Annotated in this window: 23 protein-coding genes; 12 read left to right on the forward strand and 11 right to left on the reverse strand. The window is 36.7% G+C overall.

Annotated features, from left to right (window positions below):
• The 8 genes from SJY44_RS17680 to SJY44_RS17715 form a co-directional block, all read right to left on the reverse strand.
• Positions 1-447 (reverse strand): FixH family protein, encoded by a 447-nt coding sequence (locus SJY44_RS17680; protein WP_396590701.1) that lies wholly within the window; start codon positions 445-447, stop codon positions 1-3.
• An 11-nt stretch (positions 448-458) separates the two neighbouring features.
• Positions 459-1,868 carry a cytochrome c oxidase accessory protein CcoG gene (gene ccoG, locus SJY44_RS17685; RefSeq protein ID WP_396590702.1) on the reverse strand — a complete coding sequence of 470 codons (1,410 nt, stop codon included), beginning with the start codon at positions 1,866-1,868 and terminating at the stop codon, positions 459-461.
• 71 nt (positions 1,869-1,939) lie between these two features.
• Positions 1,940-2,890, reverse strand: coding sequence for a cbb3-type cytochrome c oxidase N-terminal domain-containing protein (locus SJY44_RS17690; RefSeq protein ID WP_298929537.1), 951 nt, complete (start codon positions 2,888-2,890; stop codon positions 1,940-1,942).
• Between the two features lie 4 nt (positions 2,891-2,894).
• On the reverse strand, positions 2,895-3,080 hold the full coding sequence (locus tag SJY44_RS17695) for a CcoQ/FixQ family Cbb3-type cytochrome c oxidase assembly chaperone (protein WP_136467587.1): 186 nt from the start codon (positions 3,078-3,080) through the stop codon (positions 2,895-2,897).
• A 2-nt stretch (positions 3,081-3,082) separates the two neighbouring features.
• Positions 3,083-5,284 (reverse strand): cytochrome-c oxidase, cbb3-type subunit I, encoded by a 2,202-nt coding sequence (gene ccoN, locus SJY44_RS17700; protein ID WP_396590703.1) that lies wholly within the window; start codon positions 5,282-5,284, stop codon positions 3,083-3,085.
• 2 nt (positions 5,285-5,286) lie between these two features.
• Complete coding sequence (ccoS, locus tag SJY44_RS17705; RefSeq protein ID WP_298929542.1) at positions 5,287-5,496, reverse strand: cbb3-type cytochrome oxidase assembly protein CcoS; 210 nt, start codon at positions 5,494-5,496, stop codon at positions 5,287-5,289.
• Between the two features lie 58 nt (positions 5,497-5,554).
• Complete coding sequence (locus SJY44_RS17710; RefSeq protein ID WP_396590704.1) at positions 5,555-6,010, reverse strand: hypothetical protein; 456 nt, start codon at positions 6,008-6,010, stop codon at positions 5,555-5,557.
• A 12-nt stretch (positions 6,011-6,022) separates the two neighbouring features.
• A complete protein-coding gene (locus SJY44_RS17715; protein WP_396590705.1) occupies positions 6,023-8,398 on the reverse strand; it encodes a heavy metal translocating P-type ATPase in 2,376 nt (791 codons plus the stop codon).
• A gap of 173 nt (positions 8,399-8,571) precedes the next feature.
• Between SJY44_RS17715 and SJY44_RS17720 the strand changes: the two genes are divergently transcribed.
• The 4 genes from SJY44_RS17720 to SJY44_RS17735 all read left to right on the forward strand — a co-directional run bounded on the left by SJY44_RS17720 (position 8,572) and on the right by SJY44_RS17735 (position 13,540).
• Positions 8,572-9,207 (forward strand): Crp/Fnr family transcriptional regulator, encoded by a 636-nt coding sequence (locus SJY44_RS17720; RefSeq protein WP_299169094.1) that lies wholly within the window; start codon positions 8,572-8,574, stop codon positions 9,205-9,207.
• Between the two features lie 84 nt (positions 9,208-9,291).
• Entirely contained in the window at positions 9,292-10,194 is a 903-nt protein-coding gene (locus SJY44_RS17725; RefSeq protein ID WP_396590706.1) for a universal stress protein, read from the forward strand.
• A gap of 128 nt (positions 10,195-10,322) precedes the next feature.
• Complete coding sequence (locus SJY44_RS17730; RefSeq protein WP_396590707.1) at positions 10,323-11,258, forward strand: pyridoxal-phosphate dependent enzyme; 936 nt, start codon at positions 10,323-10,325, stop codon at positions 11,256-11,258.
• Between the two features lie 29 nt (positions 11,259-11,287).
• Positions 11,288-13,540 (forward strand): aminotransferase class III-fold pyridoxal phosphate-dependent enzyme, encoded by a 2,253-nt coding sequence (locus SJY44_RS17735; protein ID WP_396590708.1) that lies wholly within the window; start codon positions 11,288-11,290, stop codon positions 13,538-13,540.
• A gap of 2 nt (positions 13,541-13,542) precedes the next feature.
• On the opposite strand, the gene SJY44_RS17740 is transcribed toward SJY44_RS17735, so the two are convergent.
• From SJY44_RS17740 to SJY44_RS17750, 3 genes are all read right to left on the reverse strand, one after another.
• Positions 13,543-13,881, reverse strand: a complete 339-nt coding sequence (locus SJY44_RS17740; RefSeq protein WP_396590709.1) for a DUF3291 domain-containing protein — start codon at positions 13,879-13,881, stop codon at positions 13,543-13,545.
• Between the two features lie 38 nt (positions 13,882-13,919).
• On the reverse strand, positions 13,920-14,585 hold the full coding sequence (locus SJY44_RS17745) for an outer membrane beta-barrel protein (RefSeq protein WP_396590710.1): 666 nt from the start codon (positions 14,583-14,585) through the stop codon (positions 13,920-13,922).
• Positions 14,586-14,858: 273 nt separating this feature from the next.
• Complete coding sequence (locus SJY44_RS17750; protein ID WP_396590711.1) at positions 14,859-15,011, reverse strand: hypothetical protein; 153 nt, start codon at positions 15,009-15,011, stop codon at positions 14,859-14,861.
• A 208-nt stretch (positions 15,012-15,219) separates the two neighbouring features.
• On the opposite strand from SJY44_RS17750, the gene SJY44_RS17755 reads away from it, so the two are divergent.
• From SJY44_RS17755 to SJY44_RS17790, 8 genes are all read left to right on the forward strand, one after another.
• Complete coding sequence (locus tag SJY44_RS17755; RefSeq protein ID WP_298929574.1) at positions 15,220-15,789, forward strand: Crp/Fnr family transcriptional regulator; 570 nt, start codon at positions 15,220-15,222, stop codon at positions 15,787-15,789.
• Positions 15,790-15,791: 2 nt separating this feature from the next.
• Positions 15,792-16,004, forward strand: coding sequence for a hypothetical protein (locus SJY44_RS17760; protein WP_396590712.1), 213 nt, complete (start codon positions 15,792-15,794; stop codon positions 16,002-16,004).
• A gap of 242 nt (positions 16,005-16,246) precedes the next feature.
• Positions 16,247-16,663, forward strand: a complete 417-nt coding sequence (locus SJY44_RS17765) for a hypothetical protein (protein ID WP_396590713.1) — start codon at positions 16,247-16,249, stop codon at positions 16,661-16,663.
• Positions 16,664-16,725: 62 nt separating this feature from the next.
• Positions 16,726-17,130 carry a carboxymuconolactone decarboxylase family protein gene (locus tag SJY44_RS17770; protein ID WP_396590714.1) on the forward strand — a complete coding sequence of 135 codons (405 nt, stop codon included), beginning with the start codon at positions 16,726-16,728 and terminating at the stop codon, positions 17,128-17,130.
• Positions 17,131-17,233: 103 nt separating this feature from the next.
• On the forward strand, positions 17,234-17,986 hold the full coding sequence (locus SJY44_RS17775; protein ID WP_396590715.1) for an alpha/beta fold hydrolase: 753 nt from the start codon (positions 17,234-17,236) through the stop codon (positions 17,984-17,986).
• A 71-nt stretch (positions 17,987-18,057) separates the two neighbouring features.
• A complete protein-coding gene (locus tag SJY44_RS17780) occupies positions 18,058-18,729 on the forward strand; it encodes a type 1 glutamine amidotransferase domain-containing protein (protein WP_396590716.1) in 672 nt (223 codons plus the stop codon).
• A gap of 140 nt (positions 18,730-18,869) precedes the next feature.
• The gene (locus SJY44_RS17785) at positions 18,870-19,463 is read left to right on the forward strand and encodes a Crp/Fnr family transcriptional regulator (RefSeq protein ID WP_396590717.1); all 594 of its coding nucleotides are present in this window, start codon (positions 18,870-18,872) and stop codon (positions 19,461-19,463) included.
• Positions 19,464-19,546: 83 nt separating this feature from the next.
• A complete protein-coding gene (locus SJY44_RS17790) occupies positions 19,547-19,996 on the forward strand; it encodes a DMT family transporter (protein WP_298929590.1) in 450 nt (149 codons plus the stop codon).

Here is a 19,996-nt window from a genome sequence, read left to right on the forward strand (position 1 = left end):
CTAATAGACTAATTTCTCTTTATGTAAAAAAGTTTTACCTTGATATTGCCATTTTACAGTAATGTCCCAGCGACCGTCCAGCAAGCTATTGTCAGGTATGAGCAAATGTGTTTTGGACAAACTTATAGGAAAGTCAATATCCAAATGCTTGTTAGACGGTCTGTAAAGGGACACTATACCTGTGATTTGTTTAGGGTCAAACTTTTCTGGGAAAAAAATGGTCATTCCCTCTTCAGATTTTACAAATTTTAGTTTTGCTTGCATCTCCAATGCGGATTTAGATGCGTCAATTTCGTTTTGATATGCCAATTCCTGTTTGTAATACTCTTCAGTAACCAAATCATGATTGGCGCTATTATCTGTGCTCATTCTTACTACAAAATATAATATGAAACTAATGAATGCCACAAAAGCCAATACTATCCCTGTTCCCCAATTTATTTTCATAGTAATCTGTTTTAATGATAACTTCTTGGTGCTAAAAATTGAGTGGTAGTTGTCTCAATAAGTTTTTCTCCATTGTAAACTCCAATTTTCAACTTATCCTTATCTCCAGTTAATGCAGAGCTATTAATTTCTATAAACAAAGTCCCTTCAGCAATTTCCTCTGCAGGAACCTTGAAGCTATCCTGAGATACCATTTTAATCTTTCCTTTATGGGATAATAATTTAAAACTAACACTATCTACATCCTTGGATGTTTTGTTTACCAATTTATATGTGTATACATTGCTGATATCGTTATTTGCCTTTCTTTCATACAACTGCCCAGGTAACCTCAAAATATTTGCTTCCAACTCATTTCTAAGAAAAAGCATGCCTATCAAAACCCCAGTTAGAATAAACAGGACTGCTGTATACCCTTTCATTCTAGCCGTAAACTTGAACTTTGTTTTTTTGTTTATTTCATCTTCACTTGCATAGCGAATCAAGCCCCTAGGCTTTTGAATGCTATCCATAATATGATCACATTCATCAATACATGCTGTACAATTGACACATTCTAATTGAGTGCCATTCCGAATATCTATTCCTGTTGGGCAAACGTTTACACATTGAAAACAATCTATACAATCTCCATGACCCAAGGCATCTCTATCTTCGTTTTTACGAAACTTTTTACGTCCATTATCTCCTTCTCCGCGTTTGTGATCATAAGCAACCACTATAGATTTATCATCCAGAAGCACTCCTTGCAATCTTCCATAGGGACAAGCGATTATGCAGACCTGTTCACGAAACCATGCAAACACAAAATAGAAAACTGCTGTAAAAATCAACAATGGAATCATTGTTCCCATATGGGCCAAAGGTCCATCAAAAACATACCTAATCAACTTATCGCTCCCTATTAGGTAGGCTAGAAAAACATTGGCTATCAAAAATGAAATGATAAAAAAGATAATCCATTTCAATACTCTTTTTCGAATCTTTTTACCGTTCCATGGTGACCTATCCAATCGCATTTGTGCGCCGCGATCACCATCTATCCAATATTCAATTCTTCGGAATACCATTTCCATAAAAATGGTTTGAGGGCACATCCATCCGCAGAAAATGCGTCCATAGGCTACAGTAAAAAGGGCAACGAAAATTACACCTGCCAGCATTGAAACCACAACAAGGTGAAAATCCTGTGGCCAGAAAGGAAATCCAAAAATATTGAACCTTCTTTCCAATACATTGAACAACAAAAACTGATTGCCATTTATCTTAACAAAAGGCGAAGCAATTAAAAAAAATAAGAGTACATAGCTTACATATTTGCGGTACTTAAAAAACCGACCACTTGGCTTTTTAGGAAAAACCCAAGCTCTTTTTCCATCTTCAGCTATCGTTCCTATGGAATCCCTAAAATTCTCCTCCATTGCAATTTATTTTAACCTCTCCCGTACTGCTTAATCAGCGCTTATTCTTTAAAGATAAGGCGCCATTTTCTTTAATTCATTGCCACATCAGTAGAATCAGAAACTTGCTCCATTGGTGCCTCATTTGTTTCTTCTGATTCAGGAGCATCTGGATCTACCCAGATTTCTCCTTCAGCTGCTTTTGGGTTTGCAGCTGTAGTGCCACCCAAGGTTAATATGTAACTGGCCACCTGAGCCATTTCCAATGGTTTTAGACTTTGTTTCCAGGCTATCATACCCTTTCCATCTCGTCCGCCTTCTGATATGGTGTTGAAAACATTTTTGATTCCTCCGCCCAAAATCCAGTATTCATCTGTTAGATTAGGGCCAATTCCTCCACCTCCATCAGCCATATGGCAGGCTACACAACTTGTGGCAAATATTTTTTCTCCAGCACTTAAATCTGCAGCTTCTGACAAAAACTCAACCGTATTCACATCTACTAAATCCTTCGCCGTTTTTTTGTATTCTTCTATAGCAATTTTAGCAGCGGCTACTTCTTGTTCGTATTCCAGTTTTTGGTCATAATCGCCAGCAACATGAAAACGTATAAGGTATACCACCCCAAAAATGATAGTTGCGTAAAAGAGATAGACCCACCAGGGTGGCAAAACATTGTCCAGCTCCCTAATACCATCATAATTATGATCTAGGATTATTTCCCCTTCTTTCTCAATTTCCCTTGTTTTGGTTAGGCGTTTATATATATTGTTAGCCCATGTCCATTCTCTTTTCTTGGCTTTGGATTCCAAGTAACGCTCTTTTGCCTCCGGTGAAAGTGTTTGGAACATTACATTTTCAATGGAACTTAAAATTAGTTCTATCGCAATTAATATCATCAATACCATTAGCATAAAAAACTGCGTAATTGGATATTCGATAATCGCTGGTTTTTCGCCAGAATCTATAAAGTATTCCATTAATCCGAAGATTATGAAGAATAGCAGTGGAATACGTATCCACCAAGGTGTTCTTGTGCTCATAATGCTATAGTTTGTTATGTTGATCGTTATCTAAAGGCAATTCCCCCATTTCTTTTATGTGTGCTTTGCTGGCTGTAAAAACCCACCAAAACAACAGAACAAAAAACACGAAGAATATTAACAAGGATATCATGGGATAACTTGCAATCCCTTCTATACTTTCCATATGGTTTTTTACAAATTTCAACATGGCTATTTGTTTTGAGATAATATTTCTTCTGTTTCTTTAATCTTAATATCCGTGCCCAATCGTTGCAAGTAGGCAATCAATGCAACAATTTCCCTATCACGCATTTCTATAAAATCCTCTCCGTTTTCTTGAGCATATTTTTTATCTGCTTCATAAGTTTTTTCAAACTCAGGATCTGTATATAGGTTCTTTTCAATTTGGGTGGCCTGTTCTGCCATAGACTGCGGTGCATTGGCTATATCTTCATCAGTATAAGGCACGCCCAGTTTAACCATAGCTTCCATTTTACTCTGCGTAGCACTTCTATCATGTTCATTAATAACCAACCACTGATACGCCGGCATAATTGAACCTGATGATGTACTTTGCGGATCGTACATATGGTTTAAGTGCCAGTTGTCTGAGTACTTTCCACCTATTCTATGTAAATCAGGGCCTGTTCTCTTACTTCCCCAAAGGAACGGATGGTCGTAAACAAATTCCCCTGCTTTTGAATACTCTCCGTAACGTTCTACTTCACTCCTAAAAGGTCTTATCATTTGAGAGTGACAACCTACACAGCCTTCTCGGATGTATAAATCCCGTCCTTCCAACTCTAAAGGTGTATATGGTTTTACGCTGGTAATGGTGGGAATATTGGATTTTACCAAGATGGTAGGAACAATCTGAACGATTCCACCTATTAAAATAGCGACGGTTGCCAAAATAGTCAACTGTACTGGTTTTCTTTCTAACCAGCTATGAAAGGTCTCTCCAGCAACTCTTCTTTTAGAAACTCTTGTCAAGGCAGGTGCTTCGGCCAATTCATCTTCCACAGAGCTTCCTTTTCTAATGGTGATAATGACATTGTAGACCATAATCAACATACCTACAAGAAACATGGTTCCTCCTATAGCCCTCATCCAATACATAGGAATGATTTGGGTAACGGTTTCTAAGAAGTTTCCGTAAACCAATGATCCATCTGGATTGAATTCTTTCCACATTAGGGCTTGGGTAAACCCTGCAACATACATTGGCAATGCATAAAGGATAATCCCCAAGGTTCCTATCCAGAAATGCAAATTTGCCAACCCTTTGGAGTACAGTGTAGTCTTAAACATTTTAGGAACCAACCAATAAATCATACCAAAGGTCAAGAACCCGTTCCAAGCCAATGCTCCAACGTGCACATGGGCAATAATCCAGTCGCTAAAGTGAGCAATGGCATTTACATTTTTTAGTGATAGCATAGGGCCTTCAAATGTGGCCATACCATAACCTGTGATGGCAACAACCATAAACTTTAAAGTGGCATCAGTTCGTACCTTATCCCAAACACCTCTCAAGGTTAATAATCCGTTTATCATACCACCCCAAGATGGCGCAATGAGCATCACGGAGAAAGCAACACCAAGATTCTGTGCCCAATCTGGTAAAGAAGAATACAATAAATGGTGAGGTCCCGCCCATATATAAATGAATATCAATGACCAGAAATGGACAATGGAAAGGCGATAAGAATATATAGGTCTGTTAGCAGCTTTGGGAACAAAATAGTACATCAACCCCAAAAACGGTGTAGTTAAAAAGAAAGCCACAGCATTATGTCCGTACCACCATTGCACTAAAGCATCTTGCACACCAGCGTATACAGAATAACTTTTTAAAGCGGCCACAGGCAGCTCCAAACTATTAAAAATATGAAGCACCGCAACAGTAACAAATGTTGCCAAGTAGAACCAAATTGCAACATACAGATGGCGTTGTCGTCTCTTTAGAATAGTTCCTATCAAATTCCAACCGAAAACAACCCAAACTATTGCTATAGCTATATCTATGGGCCATTCCAATTCTGCATATTCTTTTGAGGTAGTGTACCCCAAAGGCAATGTAATTGCAGCTGCCACAATAATTAATTGCCAGCCCCAAAAATTAAAATTGCTCATAAAATCACTGAACATTCGTGCTTTTAACAATCGTTGGGTGGAGTAATAGACCCCAGCAAAGATGGCGTTCCCTACAAATGCAAAAATTACAGCATTGGTGTGCAATGGACGTAGCCGTCCAAAACTCAACCACGAAATACCATCCGTAATGTTAGGGAACAAAAACATAAATGCCAGTAGAAGTCCTACCAGCATTCCAACAACGCCCCATAGCATGGTGGCATATAAAAACTTTTGTACGATTTTATTATCGTAGCTAAATTGTTGTATTTCCATATTTATTGGTTTGTACTTTTAGTTAGTTCGATTTCTTTATTTTCTGGTTCGTTTTCATCTAAATCAGGCAATAATTCATCCTCAAAGAGCATGCGGACAGATGGTGTATATGAATCATCATACTGCCCTCTTTTGACTGAAAAGACAAAGGCAGCAAAAAAGACCAGCGCAACTGAAATACTTATGGCCAATAACACATATATAACACTCATACCTGGTTTAATTAAGCGTAAAACTACATTGCCGCTCTTGCGAAAAAAATGACATATATCAGCTTTTGTTATTTATTCTTTTCTTTTCCAAAGGCACTTTTTTTGCCATGGTTATCAAGGCCGCAACAATGACAAAATTCTTACCAATGTATTGACCCAGAAGTGTTGGAACCAATGGAGGTTCTTGAAATGATTCCAAGGGAAACAACAGTAAAGGTGTAAATGTCAAGGCCATATGACAAAGAGCGATGATAACAATAGTTCTTCTCCAAAGATTGAATAGCAATAAAGCACCAATTCCCACTTCTAGAATGGCAAGAAGCACTATCGACAAGGAATCAGAAATAAAGCCAAATGTTAGTTCATGAATTGTGTTCTTAGCCAAATTTTCTGCTGGACTTAAAGCCGGAAAGAACTTTAAACCCCCAAACCACAAATAAATAATGCCTATGCTGATCGCCAACAAATTTGACTCAATCACATTCTTAAAACTTCCGAGTATTTTCTTTGCCAAAACCATCAAGATTTATTGTTTTAATCTTTTTCCAATTATATTGGTCATTAAGGTAGTAAAGATTACAATACTGATAGAACTTAAAGGCATAAGTATTGCAGCAACAACAGGTTCTAACTGACCTGTGACTGCGAAATACAACCCAACTACGTTATAGCACAATGAAAGAAGGAAACTGAGTTTTATGACCTGGATCGATTTTCTAGCCAACTTCATAAAAATCGGAAGTTTGGTCAAGTTTGAAGCATCCAAAATGGCATCGCAGGCCGGTGAAAAAACATTAATGTTTTCGGAAATGGAGATACCCACATTACTTTGAGCCAATGCACCAGCATCATTAAGTCCATCACCTACCATAAGCACACTGTGGTCTTTTTGTAGGTGCTTTATATAATCCAGTTTATTCTTAGGCTTTTGATTGAACAGTAAATTGGTTTTAGATGGAAGTATTTTCTGTAACTGTTTTTTTTCGCCATCATTGTCCCCAGACAGGATTCCAATGTTCATGGTTTTGCCCAGAGTGACAAAAAGGTCTTCCACCCCATTCCTATATTTATTTTTGAATACAAATCGTCCTTTAAAATCCTCATCGGAACTTACATACACCGCCGTATCGGATGCAGCGTTTGGCATAGACTCCCCAATGTAATTAGCAGAACCCACCTTAATGGTATGTGCATTCAATTTCCCTTCTATTCCCATGCCAGTGTGCTCTTGAAATTCATCAAGAGTCATAATGGCGTTGGACTTTAATATCTCATACAATGATCTACTTAATGGATGATTGGATGCCCGCAGCGTAGTTTTCAGCAATGCCGTCTCCGCTTCTGTCAGCTCAACCCCTTCATACAAAATAGCATCTTTTGTAGTTGTAGTTATAGTACCCGTTTTATCAAATATGGCTGTATCAATTTTTGATAATCGCTCTATAACGTTTGTGTTTTTTAAGTAGAATTTGTGTTTGCCAAATATGCGAAGCATATTACCCAACGTGAATGGAGCTGCAAGAGCAATTGCACAGGGACAAGCAATGATAAGAACAGCTGTAAAAACATTAAGTGCCATACCTGGCATATAAAACAACCAAAATGCAGTTGCTAGAATAGCAACGCTCAACACCCCAATGGTAAAACGCTTCCCAATACTATCTGTCAATGTTTGGAAGGCAGTAATCTTATCTTGCCCAAAAACTGAATTCCCCCATAATTGGGTGAGGTAACTTTGTGAAACCGATTTTACAACCTCAATCTCTAAAACTCCTGAAAGTTGTTTTCCACCTGCAAAAAGTTTTTCTCCCGACTCTTTAAAAACAGCATTGGATTCTCCGGTTACAAAACTGTAATCTATTTCTGCATTACCCTTTATTAAAATACTATCTACAGGAATAATTTCCATATTCCTGATCAGGAGCCTATCACCAGCTTTAATCTTATAAATTTGAATATTATCTTCCTCTCCATTTGTATTCAATCTTGTTACCGCAATTGGAAAATAGGATTTATAATCCCGTTCAAATGAGAGAAATGAATACGTCTTTTGTTGAAAAAACTTTCCCAATAAAAGGAAAAAAACCAATCCCGTTAGACTATCAAAAAAGCCTGAGCCCAAATCAAAAATAATATCTACAGTACTCCTCAGAAATAAGGTTAAAATTCCCAGTGCTATGGGGACATCAATGTTCAGTAATTTAGAACGTAGTCCTTTGTATGCTGAAATAAAATAATCCTTCCCCGCATAAAACACAACTGGTAGCGAAAAAGCAAACATTAACCAACGGAATACCGGTTTATATTGATCCAACCAAAATTCCTCAACCTCAAAATACTCTGGAAAAGAGAACAACATTACATTGCCAAAGGCAAAACCCGCAACACCAAGTTTATAAATTAGTGAACGGTCCACCTTAGTCTTTTTCTTGCTGTATTCTTCTAAAGAAATATAAGGCTCATAACCTATGGCACTCAATAACAGTACAAGACCTTTTAAGGAAAAATCTTCAATTTTATAGGTGACTCGGATGGTCTTTTTTGGAAAATCAACCTGTGAATTCGAGATAGATGAATGCAGACGATTTAGGTTTTCCAACACCCAAATACAAGAACTACAATGGATGGACGGAATGCTCAAATTGACCACTTGCACTCCTTCTTCATTAAACTCAACCAGTTTTTCAACGATATCCTGATTATCAAGGAAATCATATTTTTGTCGAATTTCGTTAGGAGCTGTGCCAGCCCTTGCTTCTATATCGTAAAAATTGGATAAGCCGTTTGAAGTAAAAATCTCATAGACGGTTTTGCAACCATTACAACAAAACTCCTTTTCATCAAAAAGAACCTTTGTGCGATTGCAATCATCACCACAATGATAACATCTTGTGCTTGTCATTTACATTTGCTTTACCCAAGGCAAAATTGTGTTACAATTTGTTTTAAAAATATGACATTTATCAGTTCTTTTTCAATACCTTAAGCTTAATTTTGAACCATCAGGTAAATCAATCAGTTATGGAGAGCAGGTGTGAAAATTGCATCGTTAGACAATTCAATTCGCTAAGAGCCATGAGTAAAGACGAATTGAAGCAAGTATCCGACTCTAAAACCACAAAAAAAGTCAAAAAAGGGGAGCCTCTTTTTGAGGAAGGTGAAAAATTAAATGGGGTGTTTTGTGTTCGCGATGGAGTTTCTAAACTCTCTAAACTTAGCGCTAATGGCAAAGATCAAATCGTAAAACTTGCAACCAAAGGCGAAGTTCTTGGACAGCGATCCGTAATAGCTGAAGAATGCACCAATCTTTCTGCAATAGCTGTTAACGATATGGAGGTCTGCTTCATTCCTAAAGAAAGTATCAACAATACATTACAAAAGAATCCGAACTTCACCCTTGAGGTGTTGCGGCATATGGCACATGATTTAAAGGAAGCTGATGATGTCATCGTAAACATGTCTCAAAAAACGGTAAAACAGCGTATTGCCGAAGCTTTCTTGTACTTAAAAAATAATTTTGGCGAAGATGATGAGGGTTTCTTGGCTCTTACACTTTCCAGAGAAGACATATCAAATGTTGTTGGCACAGCTACTGAATCCGCAATCCGAATTATTTCAGAGTTCAAGAAGAAAGGACTCATTCATACCTCTGGTAAAAAAGTAGGTATAAAGAATGAACGTAAGTTGGTAGAATTGGTGGAAGGCTTCTAAAGCCAAGCTGTTCAAAAACCTGATATTTGTCATAGTATCCCCTTCTGCATAGCACTAATTTTATTCCATCTTATTTTTAGTAGAATGCAAAGAATTTTAATACCTACAGACTTTTCAGAAAACGCATGGAATGCCATTAATTATGCCATGCAGTTGTTCCGCAATAAACAATGCACTTTTTATTTACTGAACACATATACCCCTGTAATTCCCAGTAGCCGGTTTATGGCTAAAATGATAGACGGAGTAAGTATAGTAGATGCCGTGCGAAATTCTTCGGAGCAAGGTTTATTGAATACTGTTGACAGAATTAAAACCAAATACGGCAATAGCAATCACAGTTTTGAAACGATTTCTTCTTTTAATTTATTGGTTGAAGAAGTAAAGGACATTGTGGATGCATATGACATTGATTTGGTAGTTACAGGAACCAAGGGCGCCTCCGGAATAGACGAGGTTTTTATGGGCAGCAATACTGTTCGTATTATAAAGAACAGTAAAAAATGTCCAGTCCTGGCCATTCCACAACATTTTGATTTTGTCACGCCATCAGAGATTGCTTTTGCAACTGATTTTAATAGATTCTACACAGCTTCTGAATTAAATCCATTAATGGAATTAGCAGAAATGTTCCAGGCGACCATTAGAATAGTTCATGTACAATATGGAATAAAAGCTTTATCAGAATTGCAGCAGTTTAACCTAAACATGCTTAGAAGGTATTTAAACCAGTCTGAACATTATGTACACACAGTTTCTGAGCTTAACTCAGTATCGCAAACACTGGAAATGTTTACAGAAGAGCTAGACATTCACCTACTGGCGCTCTTGAACTACCAGCATAGTTATATGGAAAAAATGACTCGTGAGCCTATAGTGAAGCGTACTGCGTTCCATACTCAAATCCCTTTATTGGTCATCCCAGAACTGGGGATGGAAGGCGTCTCAAAAAACGTTAAAAAAAAAGAGAAGGCAATGACTGGTTAGAATCCTAACCCCTATTTCTAAGTTAACTTTGGTATAATTTGAAAGGTGTATTTTCAAGTTAATTAGTTCACCATTCCTATCTTTATGTATTGTTTTTAAATTCAAAGCATTTCACATAAAGAGGATTAATGGACAAGCTACAACTTATTGAATGCCATAACAGAATAAAACCATTTGTTCACAATACTCCTGTGCTTACTTCAAGGTTGATTGATGCCATGGTAGGGGCCAGCCTTTTTTTTAAGTGCGAGAATTTCCAAAAAATGGGGGCCTTTAAAATGCGAGGTGCCGCAAATGCCATTATGCAGCTTTCGGAGAAGCAAAGACAAAAAGGGGTTGTAACACATTCTTCAGGAAATTTTGCCCAAGCACTTTCTTTAGCTGCCCAGAGTTTGGGTATTAAAGCATACATTGTTATGCCCTCTAATGCCCCACAAGTAAAAAAAGATGCCGTTAAGGAATATGGCGGAAATATAATAGAATGTGAGCCTACAATTGCCGCAAGAGAAAATACCACCAAACAAATAGAAATAGAAAAGGGTGCTGTATTTATTCACCCATCTAATGATGATGCTGTTATTTTGGGTCAAGGCACTGCATGTAAAGAATTACTGGAACTTTATCCAGATTTGGATTATGTATTTGCGCCTGTGGGCGGGGGCGGTTTAATTGCTGGAACAGCTTTAGCCGTAAAATATTTTGGAGACAACTGCAACGTAATTGGAGGAGAACCTTTTGAAGTTGACGACGCCTATCGTTCTTTACAAAGTGGCATTATAGAAACAAACCAAACTACCAATACCATTGCCGATGGACTAAGAACCCAGTTGGGTGATAGAAACTTCCCTATTATCAAACAAAATGTCCAAAGAATCATTAGGGTAAAAGAAGATGAGATTGTAAAAGCCATGCGAATTATTTGGGAGCGGTTAAAAATTATTTGCGAGCCATCTTGCGCAGTTGCTCTAGCAGCCATTCTTAATGAAAAAGAACAGTTTGCTGGTAAAAAAATTGGTGTGATTTTATCCGGTGGAAATGTTGATTTGAACAACTTACCTTTTTAGAAATTTCATTGAAGACCAACAACAAATTGATGAATACACTGCTCAAAAAAGAATTCGGAATTGATGTATTGCATTTTAAAAAACTGAATGGGTATGACAATTTCAACTATCATGTTAAAACGTCATCAAACAGCTATATTTTTAAAATATACCCACATACTGAAGAACTATTTAATCTAATTGAAGCTGAAACCAAAGCCCTATTATTTCTTGACCAAGATAAAACGCAGGCCTTTCCTATTCCAATTCCATTTATCAATGGGGATTACACCAAAATTCTTGAGCTAGATGGGAAAGCCACCATTTGTAGAATGCTCTCCTTTATTAATGGCAGTTTTATAGGAGATATCAATCCAACAAAAAATACATATACTTCTTTAGGTGATTTTCTTGCTCGTTTAGACATTAAACTACAAGGGTTCAACAATTATACACTTAGGGCTAGAAAGTGGGAATGGGACCTCCAATACCTACATTTAAACAAGAAATACATTTCCGATATTCCCAATGCACACGACAGGAGTCTGGTGAGTTATTTTTTTCAGCAATTTGAGGAAATTGTGGTTCCAGTATTACCAGAGCTAAGAAAGCAAACAACATATAACGATGCCAACGAATGGAATATCTTGGTAAACAATGAAAATGTTTCCGGATTAATAGATTTTGGAGACATGGCCCACACACCATTAATAAATGAATTGGCCATAGCTATAACTTATGCCTGTTATGATAAAGAAAATCCATTAGAATGGGCAATACCTATCCTAGAATCATATCATAAAATACTTCCCCTTGAAGAAAAAGAATTAAAAATCCTCTATTATCTAATAGCGGGAAGACTTTGTACAAGCATATGCAATTCTGCCCATTCCAGAAAAACCGATCCAGATAATATCTATGCCACCGGAAGCGAGAAATTTGCTTGGAGCATGCTTTACAAACTATTGGCCACAAGCCCCATTGGTGCAGAAAATATGTTTAGAAAAGCTGTTGGGATGCCAATTCCCAAAATAAAATCAGAAGCTGAGGAAATCACTAGAAGGCATAAGCACGTTAGTCCTATTTTATCGTTAAGCTATGAAAAACCCATTTTTATGGTGGGTGCTGCATTTCAATATATGTATGATAACCATGGCAACACCATTTTGGATGCTTACAACAACATTCCGCATGTAGGGCATTCACACCCAAAAGTGGTTGAAGCGGGACAACGACAAATGGCAAAACTGAACACCAATACACGGTATCTGTACGATTTGCTTCCAACCTATTCAGAAAAGTTATTATCAAAATTCCCAAAATCACTAAACAAGGTATACTTTATTAACTCTGGAAGTGCAGCAAGTGATTTGGCCATGCGTTTGGCACATGCCCATACCAAACACAAAAAACTAATGGTGATGGAGCATGGCTATCATGGGAACACGCAAATGGGAATTGATGTAAGCGATTATAAATTTAATAACCCCAAGGGTGCCGGGAAAAAAGAATATATTCTAAAAACACCTATTCCAGATACTTACAATGGAAAACACAAGAAGAAAAATGCTGGGTCTTTGTATGCCAAAGAGGCCATTGAGCAAGTATCAAATTCTATAGAGCCCGTTGCTGCCTTTATATCTGAACCCGTGGTGGGTTGTGGAGGGCAAGTACCTTTGGCAGATGGATATTTAAAAGAAATTTACCCAGCAATACGAAAACAAGGAGGAGTTTGCATAAGCGATGAAGTACAAACTGGCTTTGGTCGTTTGGGTGATCATTTCTGGGGCTATGAAGCACAAGATGTAATTCCTGATATTGTTATTTTGGGAAAACCAATGGCAAACGGGCATCCTATGGGCGCCGTAGTTACAACAGATGAAATTGCAGAATCTTTTAGTAAAGGAGTAGAGTTCTTTAGTTCTTTTGGAGGCAATCCTGTTTCTTGCGCCATTGCATTGTCTGTTTTAGAGGTTATCGAAGAAGAACAGTTACAAGAGAACGCCAAAGTGGTTGGAAATTATTACAAATCTCTTTTGTTGGAGCTTAAAAAAGAGCACAAATGTATAGGAGATGTAAGAGGTTCTGGCTTGTTCTTGGGTGTAGAAATCATTGACGAAAAAAATCAAAAAACAAATAATAAACTAGCTCATCATATTAAAAATGAACTACGCAATAGGAATATACTAATAAGCACCGATGGCCCTGATGACAGTGTCCTAAAAACAAAACCTCCCCTTTGTTTTACAAAAGAAAATGCAAAAACTGTCGTATATGCAATAGACAATGTGTTGAAGAATTAGGCTTATTTTATTTTATACACCCTTCCTTTGTTTTCCAATAAAATTAGAGCTTCTTTCCAATTCGGTAATTCATTGGCATCAATAGTAAGCGTCTTAATCTCTTTTGCTATGGATCTTGATTTTTTCATGGCATCTAAATGAGCTCCACTATGTGCAAATGCCTTCATATCTTCTTCATTTCTCCAAAGCGTCATGGTATAATGCTTTGTCCAGAAACCTTTATTCCTAAACTCAACATAGTTAGATGTTTTTAATTGATTGGATACATGCAACGCAAAAACAGATAGTTTAAAGAATTTTAAAGGGGATTTTAGGGTAATAGATGTAATTACTGCTTTCATTATTTATATATTTTAATCATTTGTTTTCTTCTGTCCTGTCAAAATTGATACATCACACCTAAGCCAAGGTCGGTTTTATTTTCCACATTAATATTGGTTTCCAAATCTCCGTAATCCACATCAACACGACCTACAGTTGCTTTCAAGTGGAAGTTTCCGGAAACGGGTATTTCAAATCCAATACCGTACCTAAGAAAACGTTGCCCATCTTCCTGCATAAAAGTTGTACCGCCAACCTCTGAAATAGTTATGTCAAAGTTTCGTTTTGTGACAATACCATAAGTATACAACAAAGCTTTTTTCCTCTTACCCAGAACCATTCCAAGGTTTATTCCATATCCAAACTGACTGTTGTTTTTGTAATCAATTTCCATTTGATTCCTGGTATCCATTTGTTCTAAATCACCATCTATAATTCCAAATTGAAGTTCCGCTCCAATAAGAAGTCTATCATTTGCAAGCTGCTTTCTATACCCTGCTGAAAACTCGGTCACAAAGCCTGATTTCTGCCCAAGCACATCTAGATTATCAATAAAAGCACCTCCAAATATGTTTTGTACCCCCATACTTATTCCCAGATGGAAACCATCAAAGTATTTTTCAGTTTTGGATGTATCAGCGTCCGGGTTTTGTGCAATCAAACTTGCACAGGTTAAAAGAAAAAATAGTAGAAAAGAACTTGTGAATATTATGTTTTGTTTCATGGTTTATTTTTAATGATTAAGTGAATTTTAGGTTATACATCATTTTAGAGACGGCAAAAGATGTATTAGGTTCAAAATATAATTATCCATCTCCTTAAAGGATTGTTAGCATGTATATCTATTTGATATTATCGATGCGATTCGAACAATTCAAACACATCATTACCAGGGATAGCGCTCAAATATTACGTATCGGTTCCATTAACTAGTCCATCTCTAAATTCTGAAGTATATAAGTCTTGTGGGTTTTGGGCGATATCGGCATTTATATAATCAAACGGGTAGGATTAGAATAAGGTCATCTATAAACCCAAGGTTTTCTTTAACCGCCATGATCATATCAAAAGATGTACTTGCCAAGGTTTCTCCATGCTCATAAGGGTGTGGATAATTGCTAGAAGCCTCATATCCCAAATAATCGGGCATAATAACAACATAGTTGTTGGAAGCCAGTGCTCTGTTAAATACAATAACCTTATTGAAGAAGGTTTTATTCTTTACTTGTGCTCGGAAGGTTAAGTAAAAAAAACTCTTACCTTGGTATTAGTAGTTTAATGGATAAATAATTATCGTTCGTAAATTCTACTATTAATTATGATTATATCCTATTGTTATATACCATTAAAAGCAAAAAATGTACAACCAGTTAGAGCAATACCTAAAAGATAATTCTAACATCAGTAATGAATCATTACAAATAGTCACATCATATTTTAAGCCCTTAAAAACAAAACGCAATGAAGTCTTATGCGCAGTTGGTGAAGTATGTAGGAGTTTTTATTTTATAAATAGTGGCTGTCTGCGTATGTATGAAATTGATAATAAAGGAAACGAGGCAACAGCCTATTTTGCTTTGGAAGATCAAATAATGTCGGCCATTACCAGTTTTGTATTACAGAAACCCTCTAGAGATTTCTTGGTTTCAATTGAACCTTCAGATCTATTGGTTATAAGTCATGACAGCTTTTATAAACTTATTGAAACTATTCCTGAATTTAGTGACATGTATAATAAGTTTATGCAATTTGCCTATATTCATTCTCAAATGCGCATCTATAGTTTTTTGGGTATGGAGGGCATTGATAAATTGCGCTGGGTTATGGAACATGAGCCTAAACTACTAGGTCGAATTTCTAGCAAAGCTGTTGCTTCTTATCTGGGGATGACCAATTCAACACTCAGTAAATTAAGGGCCCAACTTTAAAAATGAAAATAGATAAACATATTGGCACATTACCGTTATCAAAATCGAATTCTAAAACACTTCTAGAGTTATTTGGCACTAGTAACGTTTTGCCAATGTGGATTGCGGATATGGACTATGAAATAGCCCAACCTATTCAAGATGCTTTAATACAAAGAATAACAAATTCAGGTTTTGGGTATGAATACAAGCCGGATTCTTTTTTAAAGGCTTAGAAAACATGGTATAAAAATGAGTATGGTTTAAATCTAAATACCGAGCATGTTGTCTGTTCAACTAGTATTACAACTACCATCTCATTAAAAGAATAAAGACAGTCGTCAAGTTCTCTTAACTCTTCAAATTGGGCTCATTCTCTACTTAAAAGGTTGTCATATGACAACTTTTAAACTTTCTTAAGCAGGCATCTTTGTACCGTTGATGAACAATAAAGTTCACAATTTAAAACATAGATATTATGCCACTTACATTAACATTAACGGAAGGAGTTTTACCTATAGGAAAAGAAAAAGAAGCCGTTAAACAAATTACGGACTCCCTTTTAAAAACTCATCATCTAACAGGAAATACAGTGATGACCCCTAACATTACTGCCAATGTGCATATTGTTCCAATAGGATTCTCTTTTTCAGGTGGAGAAGAATTTTTGGGTGCATGGGCAGAATGGAAAGTACCATCGTTTGCCTTGGCAGATCACGCCATTATTAAACAACATTTTGCTGAAGTAACAGAAATCATTCACCAATTATCTGATAAAAAACAACCCAAAGACAGGATTTACTTAAACGTTGTTCATGCAGTAGATGGGGCTTGGAACTTGGACGGAATAGCAATGACCAATGAAGAATTAGGAGAAGCTATTTCTAAAGGGTAACGTACAACGTTTTAAACAACCTTAACTCCGACTCTTGGTCGGAGTTCTTGTTTTAATAGCTAATGAAAACTATTAATAGCAATATAAATACTACCATCGAAATTCGTCATTTGGAATTGGTAAGACTTAGAATAGGATATCTAAACGAATGTCCTTATGCTATTAGTCTTCATTATAATGAACTTAAAGGCTTCGGAGAAACCGATTTCAGGCTTTCGTTAATTTCCGTCTGGAATGAAACGCCCTACTTTTCAGAAAAAGAGCGAGCATTATTTGCTTTGACCGATTACATCATAAGTTCTGATAATAACACACAATTAGAAAATGTATTTGCACTATTAAAACCTCACTTTAACAAGAATCAAATTACAGTTTTAACGCAAGCTATTAAGCAAATAGATCTTTGGACGCGCTCCATCAAACACTTCAAATTGGAAACTGCTTCTCAAAAAAGCAGCGGTAGTTAAAAACGTTGTCATATGACAACTTTTAAACTTCAAAGCCGCCGCAAATTTGTACCATAATTAAAAGCATAACGCATTTAAAAATCAAATTATAAATATTAATACAATGAAAAATTCAAGCAAAACATTTTTATTGATACATGGCGCATGGGAAGGTGCTTGGTCATGGAAAGAGACAACAACTCATCTGCAAAAAAACGGACATAGTGTAAAGGCTATTGATTTACCAGGACACGGGGATGATAAAACCCCTACTTCAGAAATAAATATGGCGCTATATGCCAACCGGGTTAAAGCGGAATTAGAAAAGACTGAAGGCAAGGTTGTATTAGTTGGACACAGTTTTGGTGGCTTTGTGATTACCAAAGTTGCTGAAGAAATGCCCGAGAAAATTGAAAAATTAGTTTACGTCGCGTCTGCTATCCCTTATGAAGGCAAGACTGCTATTGAAGTATTTGAAGAGGATCAAGAAAGTGAGTTTTTGGAAAACCTGATTTTTTCAGAAGATAAAAGCACTGCTACTATGAGTAAAGAAACAATTATGAATGTCATCTTTACAGGGGCTACAGAAGCACAAATAGATGTGTTACTACCAAAACTTGTGGTACAAGCCACCGTACCGTTTTTTGAGCAAGTCATTACAACCCAAGAAAATTTAGGTCGTGTTCCTAAAGCATATATCGAAACCACTTTAGATAGAGTCATTTCTTTAAAAGCACAAAGGCATGGGCAAAAAATGCTTGGAATAGATGAAGTAATCACCCTCAAATACGGTCATGTACCTCTGGAAACAGCTCCTGAAAAGCTTGCGAATGCATTGAATGCTATTGCTGTCTCTAACCACCAAGTACCTGCGTAAATATTCACTTTGAATAAAGGGAGGTTATAATCTCCCTTTATTTAAAAACCATTGATTACAAAAACAATACAATGAAACATATATTATTTATAGTTACAAGCACCAATGTTACTGGTACTGGAAAACATGCTGCAGGTTATGAATTTTCAGAAGTGGCGGACCCGTACATGGAATTTACATCAAAAGGGTATACCGTGGATTTTGCGAGCATTCTTGGTGGAACGCCACCTTTTGTTGGCTATGATGAAACCCAAGAGTTCAGCAAAACCTTTAAGGAAGGTAATGGATTTAAGCGTCTTAATTTTAGCCACAAATTAATAGATGTGGATATCAATGCTTATGATGCTATTTTCTTTCCTGGCGGCCTAGGTCCAATGACAGATATGGTTTCTAATCCTTTGGTCAAGGAAACCATTAAAAAAGTATATGAAAGTGGTCGCGTAATTGGTGCCGTTTGTCACGGTCCTGTGGCCTTATTGAATGTGACTTTATCAAACGGAAAAAACCTTTTAGAAGGTAAACATATCAACTCTTTCACAAAAGCGGAAGAAGACATAGACAAGCATACATTAGAGGATGTAATTCCTTTTATGTTAGATGCAGAATTAACAAAGCAAGGCGCCCTATTTTCAAATACCACTCCATTTGATTCTTATGTGATAACTGATGGAAATATAGTCACTGGTCAAAATCCTGCTTCTGCATCTGGTGTTGCAAATGCGATGATGGATATTATTAAATAACAGTAAAATATCAAAACAGCTAATGACCCTTATCTTTACATTAATGTTTTTGATATCTTTACTTTTACACCGTTTTATTTATAATTCTTTCTTAGATGCTTCTCATATTAAGTGCGCTAGACCATCTATAGGTTTCCATTATGATTTCTTTCGACCATCCGCAAATCCAACTTTTTTATCAGTATCTAAACGGATATGCCCCTGTTTCCCAAACGTCTTTTGAGGAGTTTTTGCCTTTAATAAAAATCAGAAGTGTACAGAAAAATGAGAGCATCGTATTTCGTGGACAAACGGCAAGAAATATTTATTTTGTCTGTCAGGGAATCTTAATCTCCCAGTGGATGGATGATGAGGCCAATGTATTTGTCAAAAATTTCTTCGTTGAAGGTCATTTAGCGGGGTCCACGGTTTCAATGTTAACAGATTCTCCTTCTGGCTTTGGTATTGAATCTGTGGAGGATGGCGTTGTTCTGGAGATGAACTATCAACGTTATAAGGAAGTCATTTATAAGCATGAAGATTTAAAGAACTATTATATTGCCAATCTGGAACAAAACTGGATTATTGAGAATGAAAGACGACAGATTTCATTTGCTGCAGAAAATGCCTCCCAACGTTATCTATCCTTTCTAAATAAGTACCCTAACTTACCTCAAAGAATCCCACAATGGCTTATAGCATCCTACCTTGGAATCACCCCCACGCAGTTAAGTAGAATTAGAAAAGACCTATAAAATTCATATCCATCAACATATGTAAATGCAGAGGTTCATTGACTCGTCTAATTTTGACACATAAATCGTAAATACCATGAATTATGAGTCAATCAACACCAATTGTTTTAGCATTTATAGGGGGAGTTTTTTTAGCCTTGCACGGAGGTTTTAATTCACAACTTAGTGAACAATTAAAAAGTCCAATGCTTACTTCGTTAGTAGCCTATATCATTAGTGCGTTGATTGCTTTTTTAGCGGTCGCTGTAAATACGAGACATTTTCCATCCTTTTATCAATTGAAGGATGTTCCTTATTATTTATGGTTCTCCGGAGCGCTCTTTAGCGTTGCCGGTATTGGGCTGTACTATTACACTATCCCTAAATTGGGGATTTCAACAATGATTTCCATAGGTTTATTTGGACAAATTTTGTTTTCGGTAATTGCCGGTCATTTTGGTTGGTTTGGTCTGCCTACGGAACCCATGGCCTATAAAAAAATCTTCGGTCTGCTTGCCATGACTTTGGGAATTGTATTAATCAAAAACACATAA

This window comes from Allomuricauda sp. R78024, assembly GCF_044596045.1.
Classification (GTDB): Bacteria; Bacteroidota; Bacteroidia; order Flavobacteriales; family Flavobacteriaceae; genus Flagellimonas.

Bases quoted from the DNA above. Each gene is read 5' to 3' on its own strand.
- ccoG (WP_396590702.1), bottom strand. From the start codon at position 1,868: ATGGAGGAGAATTTTAGGGATTCCATAGGAACGATAGCTGAAGATGGA.
- SJY44_RS17695 (WP_136467587.1), bottom strand. From the start codon at position 3,080: ATGTTGAAATTTGTAAAAAACCATATGGAAAGTATAGAAGGGATTGCA.
- SJY44_RS17770 (WP_396590714.1), top strand. From the start codon at position 16,726: ATGAAAACTATTAATAGCAATATAAATACTACCATCGAAATTCGTCAT.
- SJY44_RS17725 (WP_396590706.1), top strand. From the start codon at position 9,292: ATGCAAAGAATTTTAATACCTACAGACTTTTCAGAAAACGCATGGAAT.
- SJY44_RS17765 (WP_396590713.1), top strand. From the start codon at position 16,247: ATGCCACTTACATTAACATTAACGGAAGGAGTTTTACCTATAGGAAAA.
- SJY44_RS17720 (WP_299169094.1), top strand. From the start codon at position 8,572: ATGAGTAAAGACGAATTGAAGCAAGTATCCGACTCTAAAACCACAAAA.
- SJY44_RS17715 (WP_396590705.1), bottom strand. From the start codon at position 8,398: ATGACAAGCACAAGATGTTATCATTGTGGTGATGATTGCAATCGCACA.
- SJY44_RS17735 (WP_396590708.1), top strand. From the start codon at position 11,288: ATGAATACACTGCTCAAAAAAGAATTCGGAATTGATGTATTGCATTTT.
- SJY44_RS17775 (WP_396590715.1), top strand. From the start codon at position 17,234: ATGAAAAATTCAAGCAAAACATTTTTATTGATACATGGCGCATGGGAA.
- SJY44_RS17790 (WP_298929590.1), top strand. From the start codon at position 19,547: ATGAGTCAATCAACACCAATTGTTTTAGCATTTATAGGGGGAGTTTTT.
- SJY44_RS17780 (WP_396590716.1), top strand. From the start codon at position 18,058: ATGAAACATATATTATTTATAGTTACAAGCACCAATGTTACTGGTACT.
- SJY44_RS17755 (WP_298929574.1), top strand. From the start codon at position 15,220: ATGTACAACCAGTTAGAGCAATACCTAAAAGATAATTCTAACATCAGT.
- SJY44_RS17745 (WP_396590710.1), bottom strand. From the start codon at position 14,585: ATGAAACAAAACATAATATTCACAAGTTCTTTTCTACTATTTTTTCTT.
- SJY44_RS17680 (WP_396590701.1), bottom strand. From the start codon at position 447: ATGAAAATAAATTGGGGAACAGGGATAGTATTGGCTTTTGTGGCATTC.
- SJY44_RS17760 (WP_396590712.1), top strand. From the start codon at position 15,792: ATGAAAATAGATAAACATATTGGCACATTACCGTTATCAAAATCGAAT.
- SJY44_RS17690 (WP_298929537.1), bottom strand. From the start codon at position 2,890: ATGAGCACAAGAACACCTTGGTGGATACGTATTCCACTGCTATTCTTC.
- ccoN (WP_396590703.1), bottom strand. From the start codon at position 5,284: ATGGAAATACAACAATTTAGCTACGATAATAAAATCGTACAAAAGTTT.
- SJY44_RS17750 (WP_396590711.1), bottom strand. From the start codon at position 15,011: ATGCCCGATTATTTGGGATATGAGGCTTCTAGCAATTATCCACACCCT.
- SJY44_RS17740 (WP_396590709.1), bottom strand. From the start codon at position 13,881: ATGAAAGCAGTAATTACATCTATTACCCTAAAATCCCCTTTAAAATTC.
- SJY44_RS17730 (WP_396590707.1), top strand. From the start codon at position 10,323: ATGGACAAGCTACAACTTATTGAATGCCATAACAGAATAAAACCATTT.
- SJY44_RS17785 (WP_396590717.1), top strand. From the start codon at position 18,870: ATGATTTCTTTCGACCATCCGCAAATCCAACTTTTTTATCAGTATCTA.
- ccoS (WP_298929542.1), bottom strand. From the start codon at position 5,496: ATGAGTGTTATATATGTGTTATTGGCCATAAGTATTTCAGTTGCGCTG.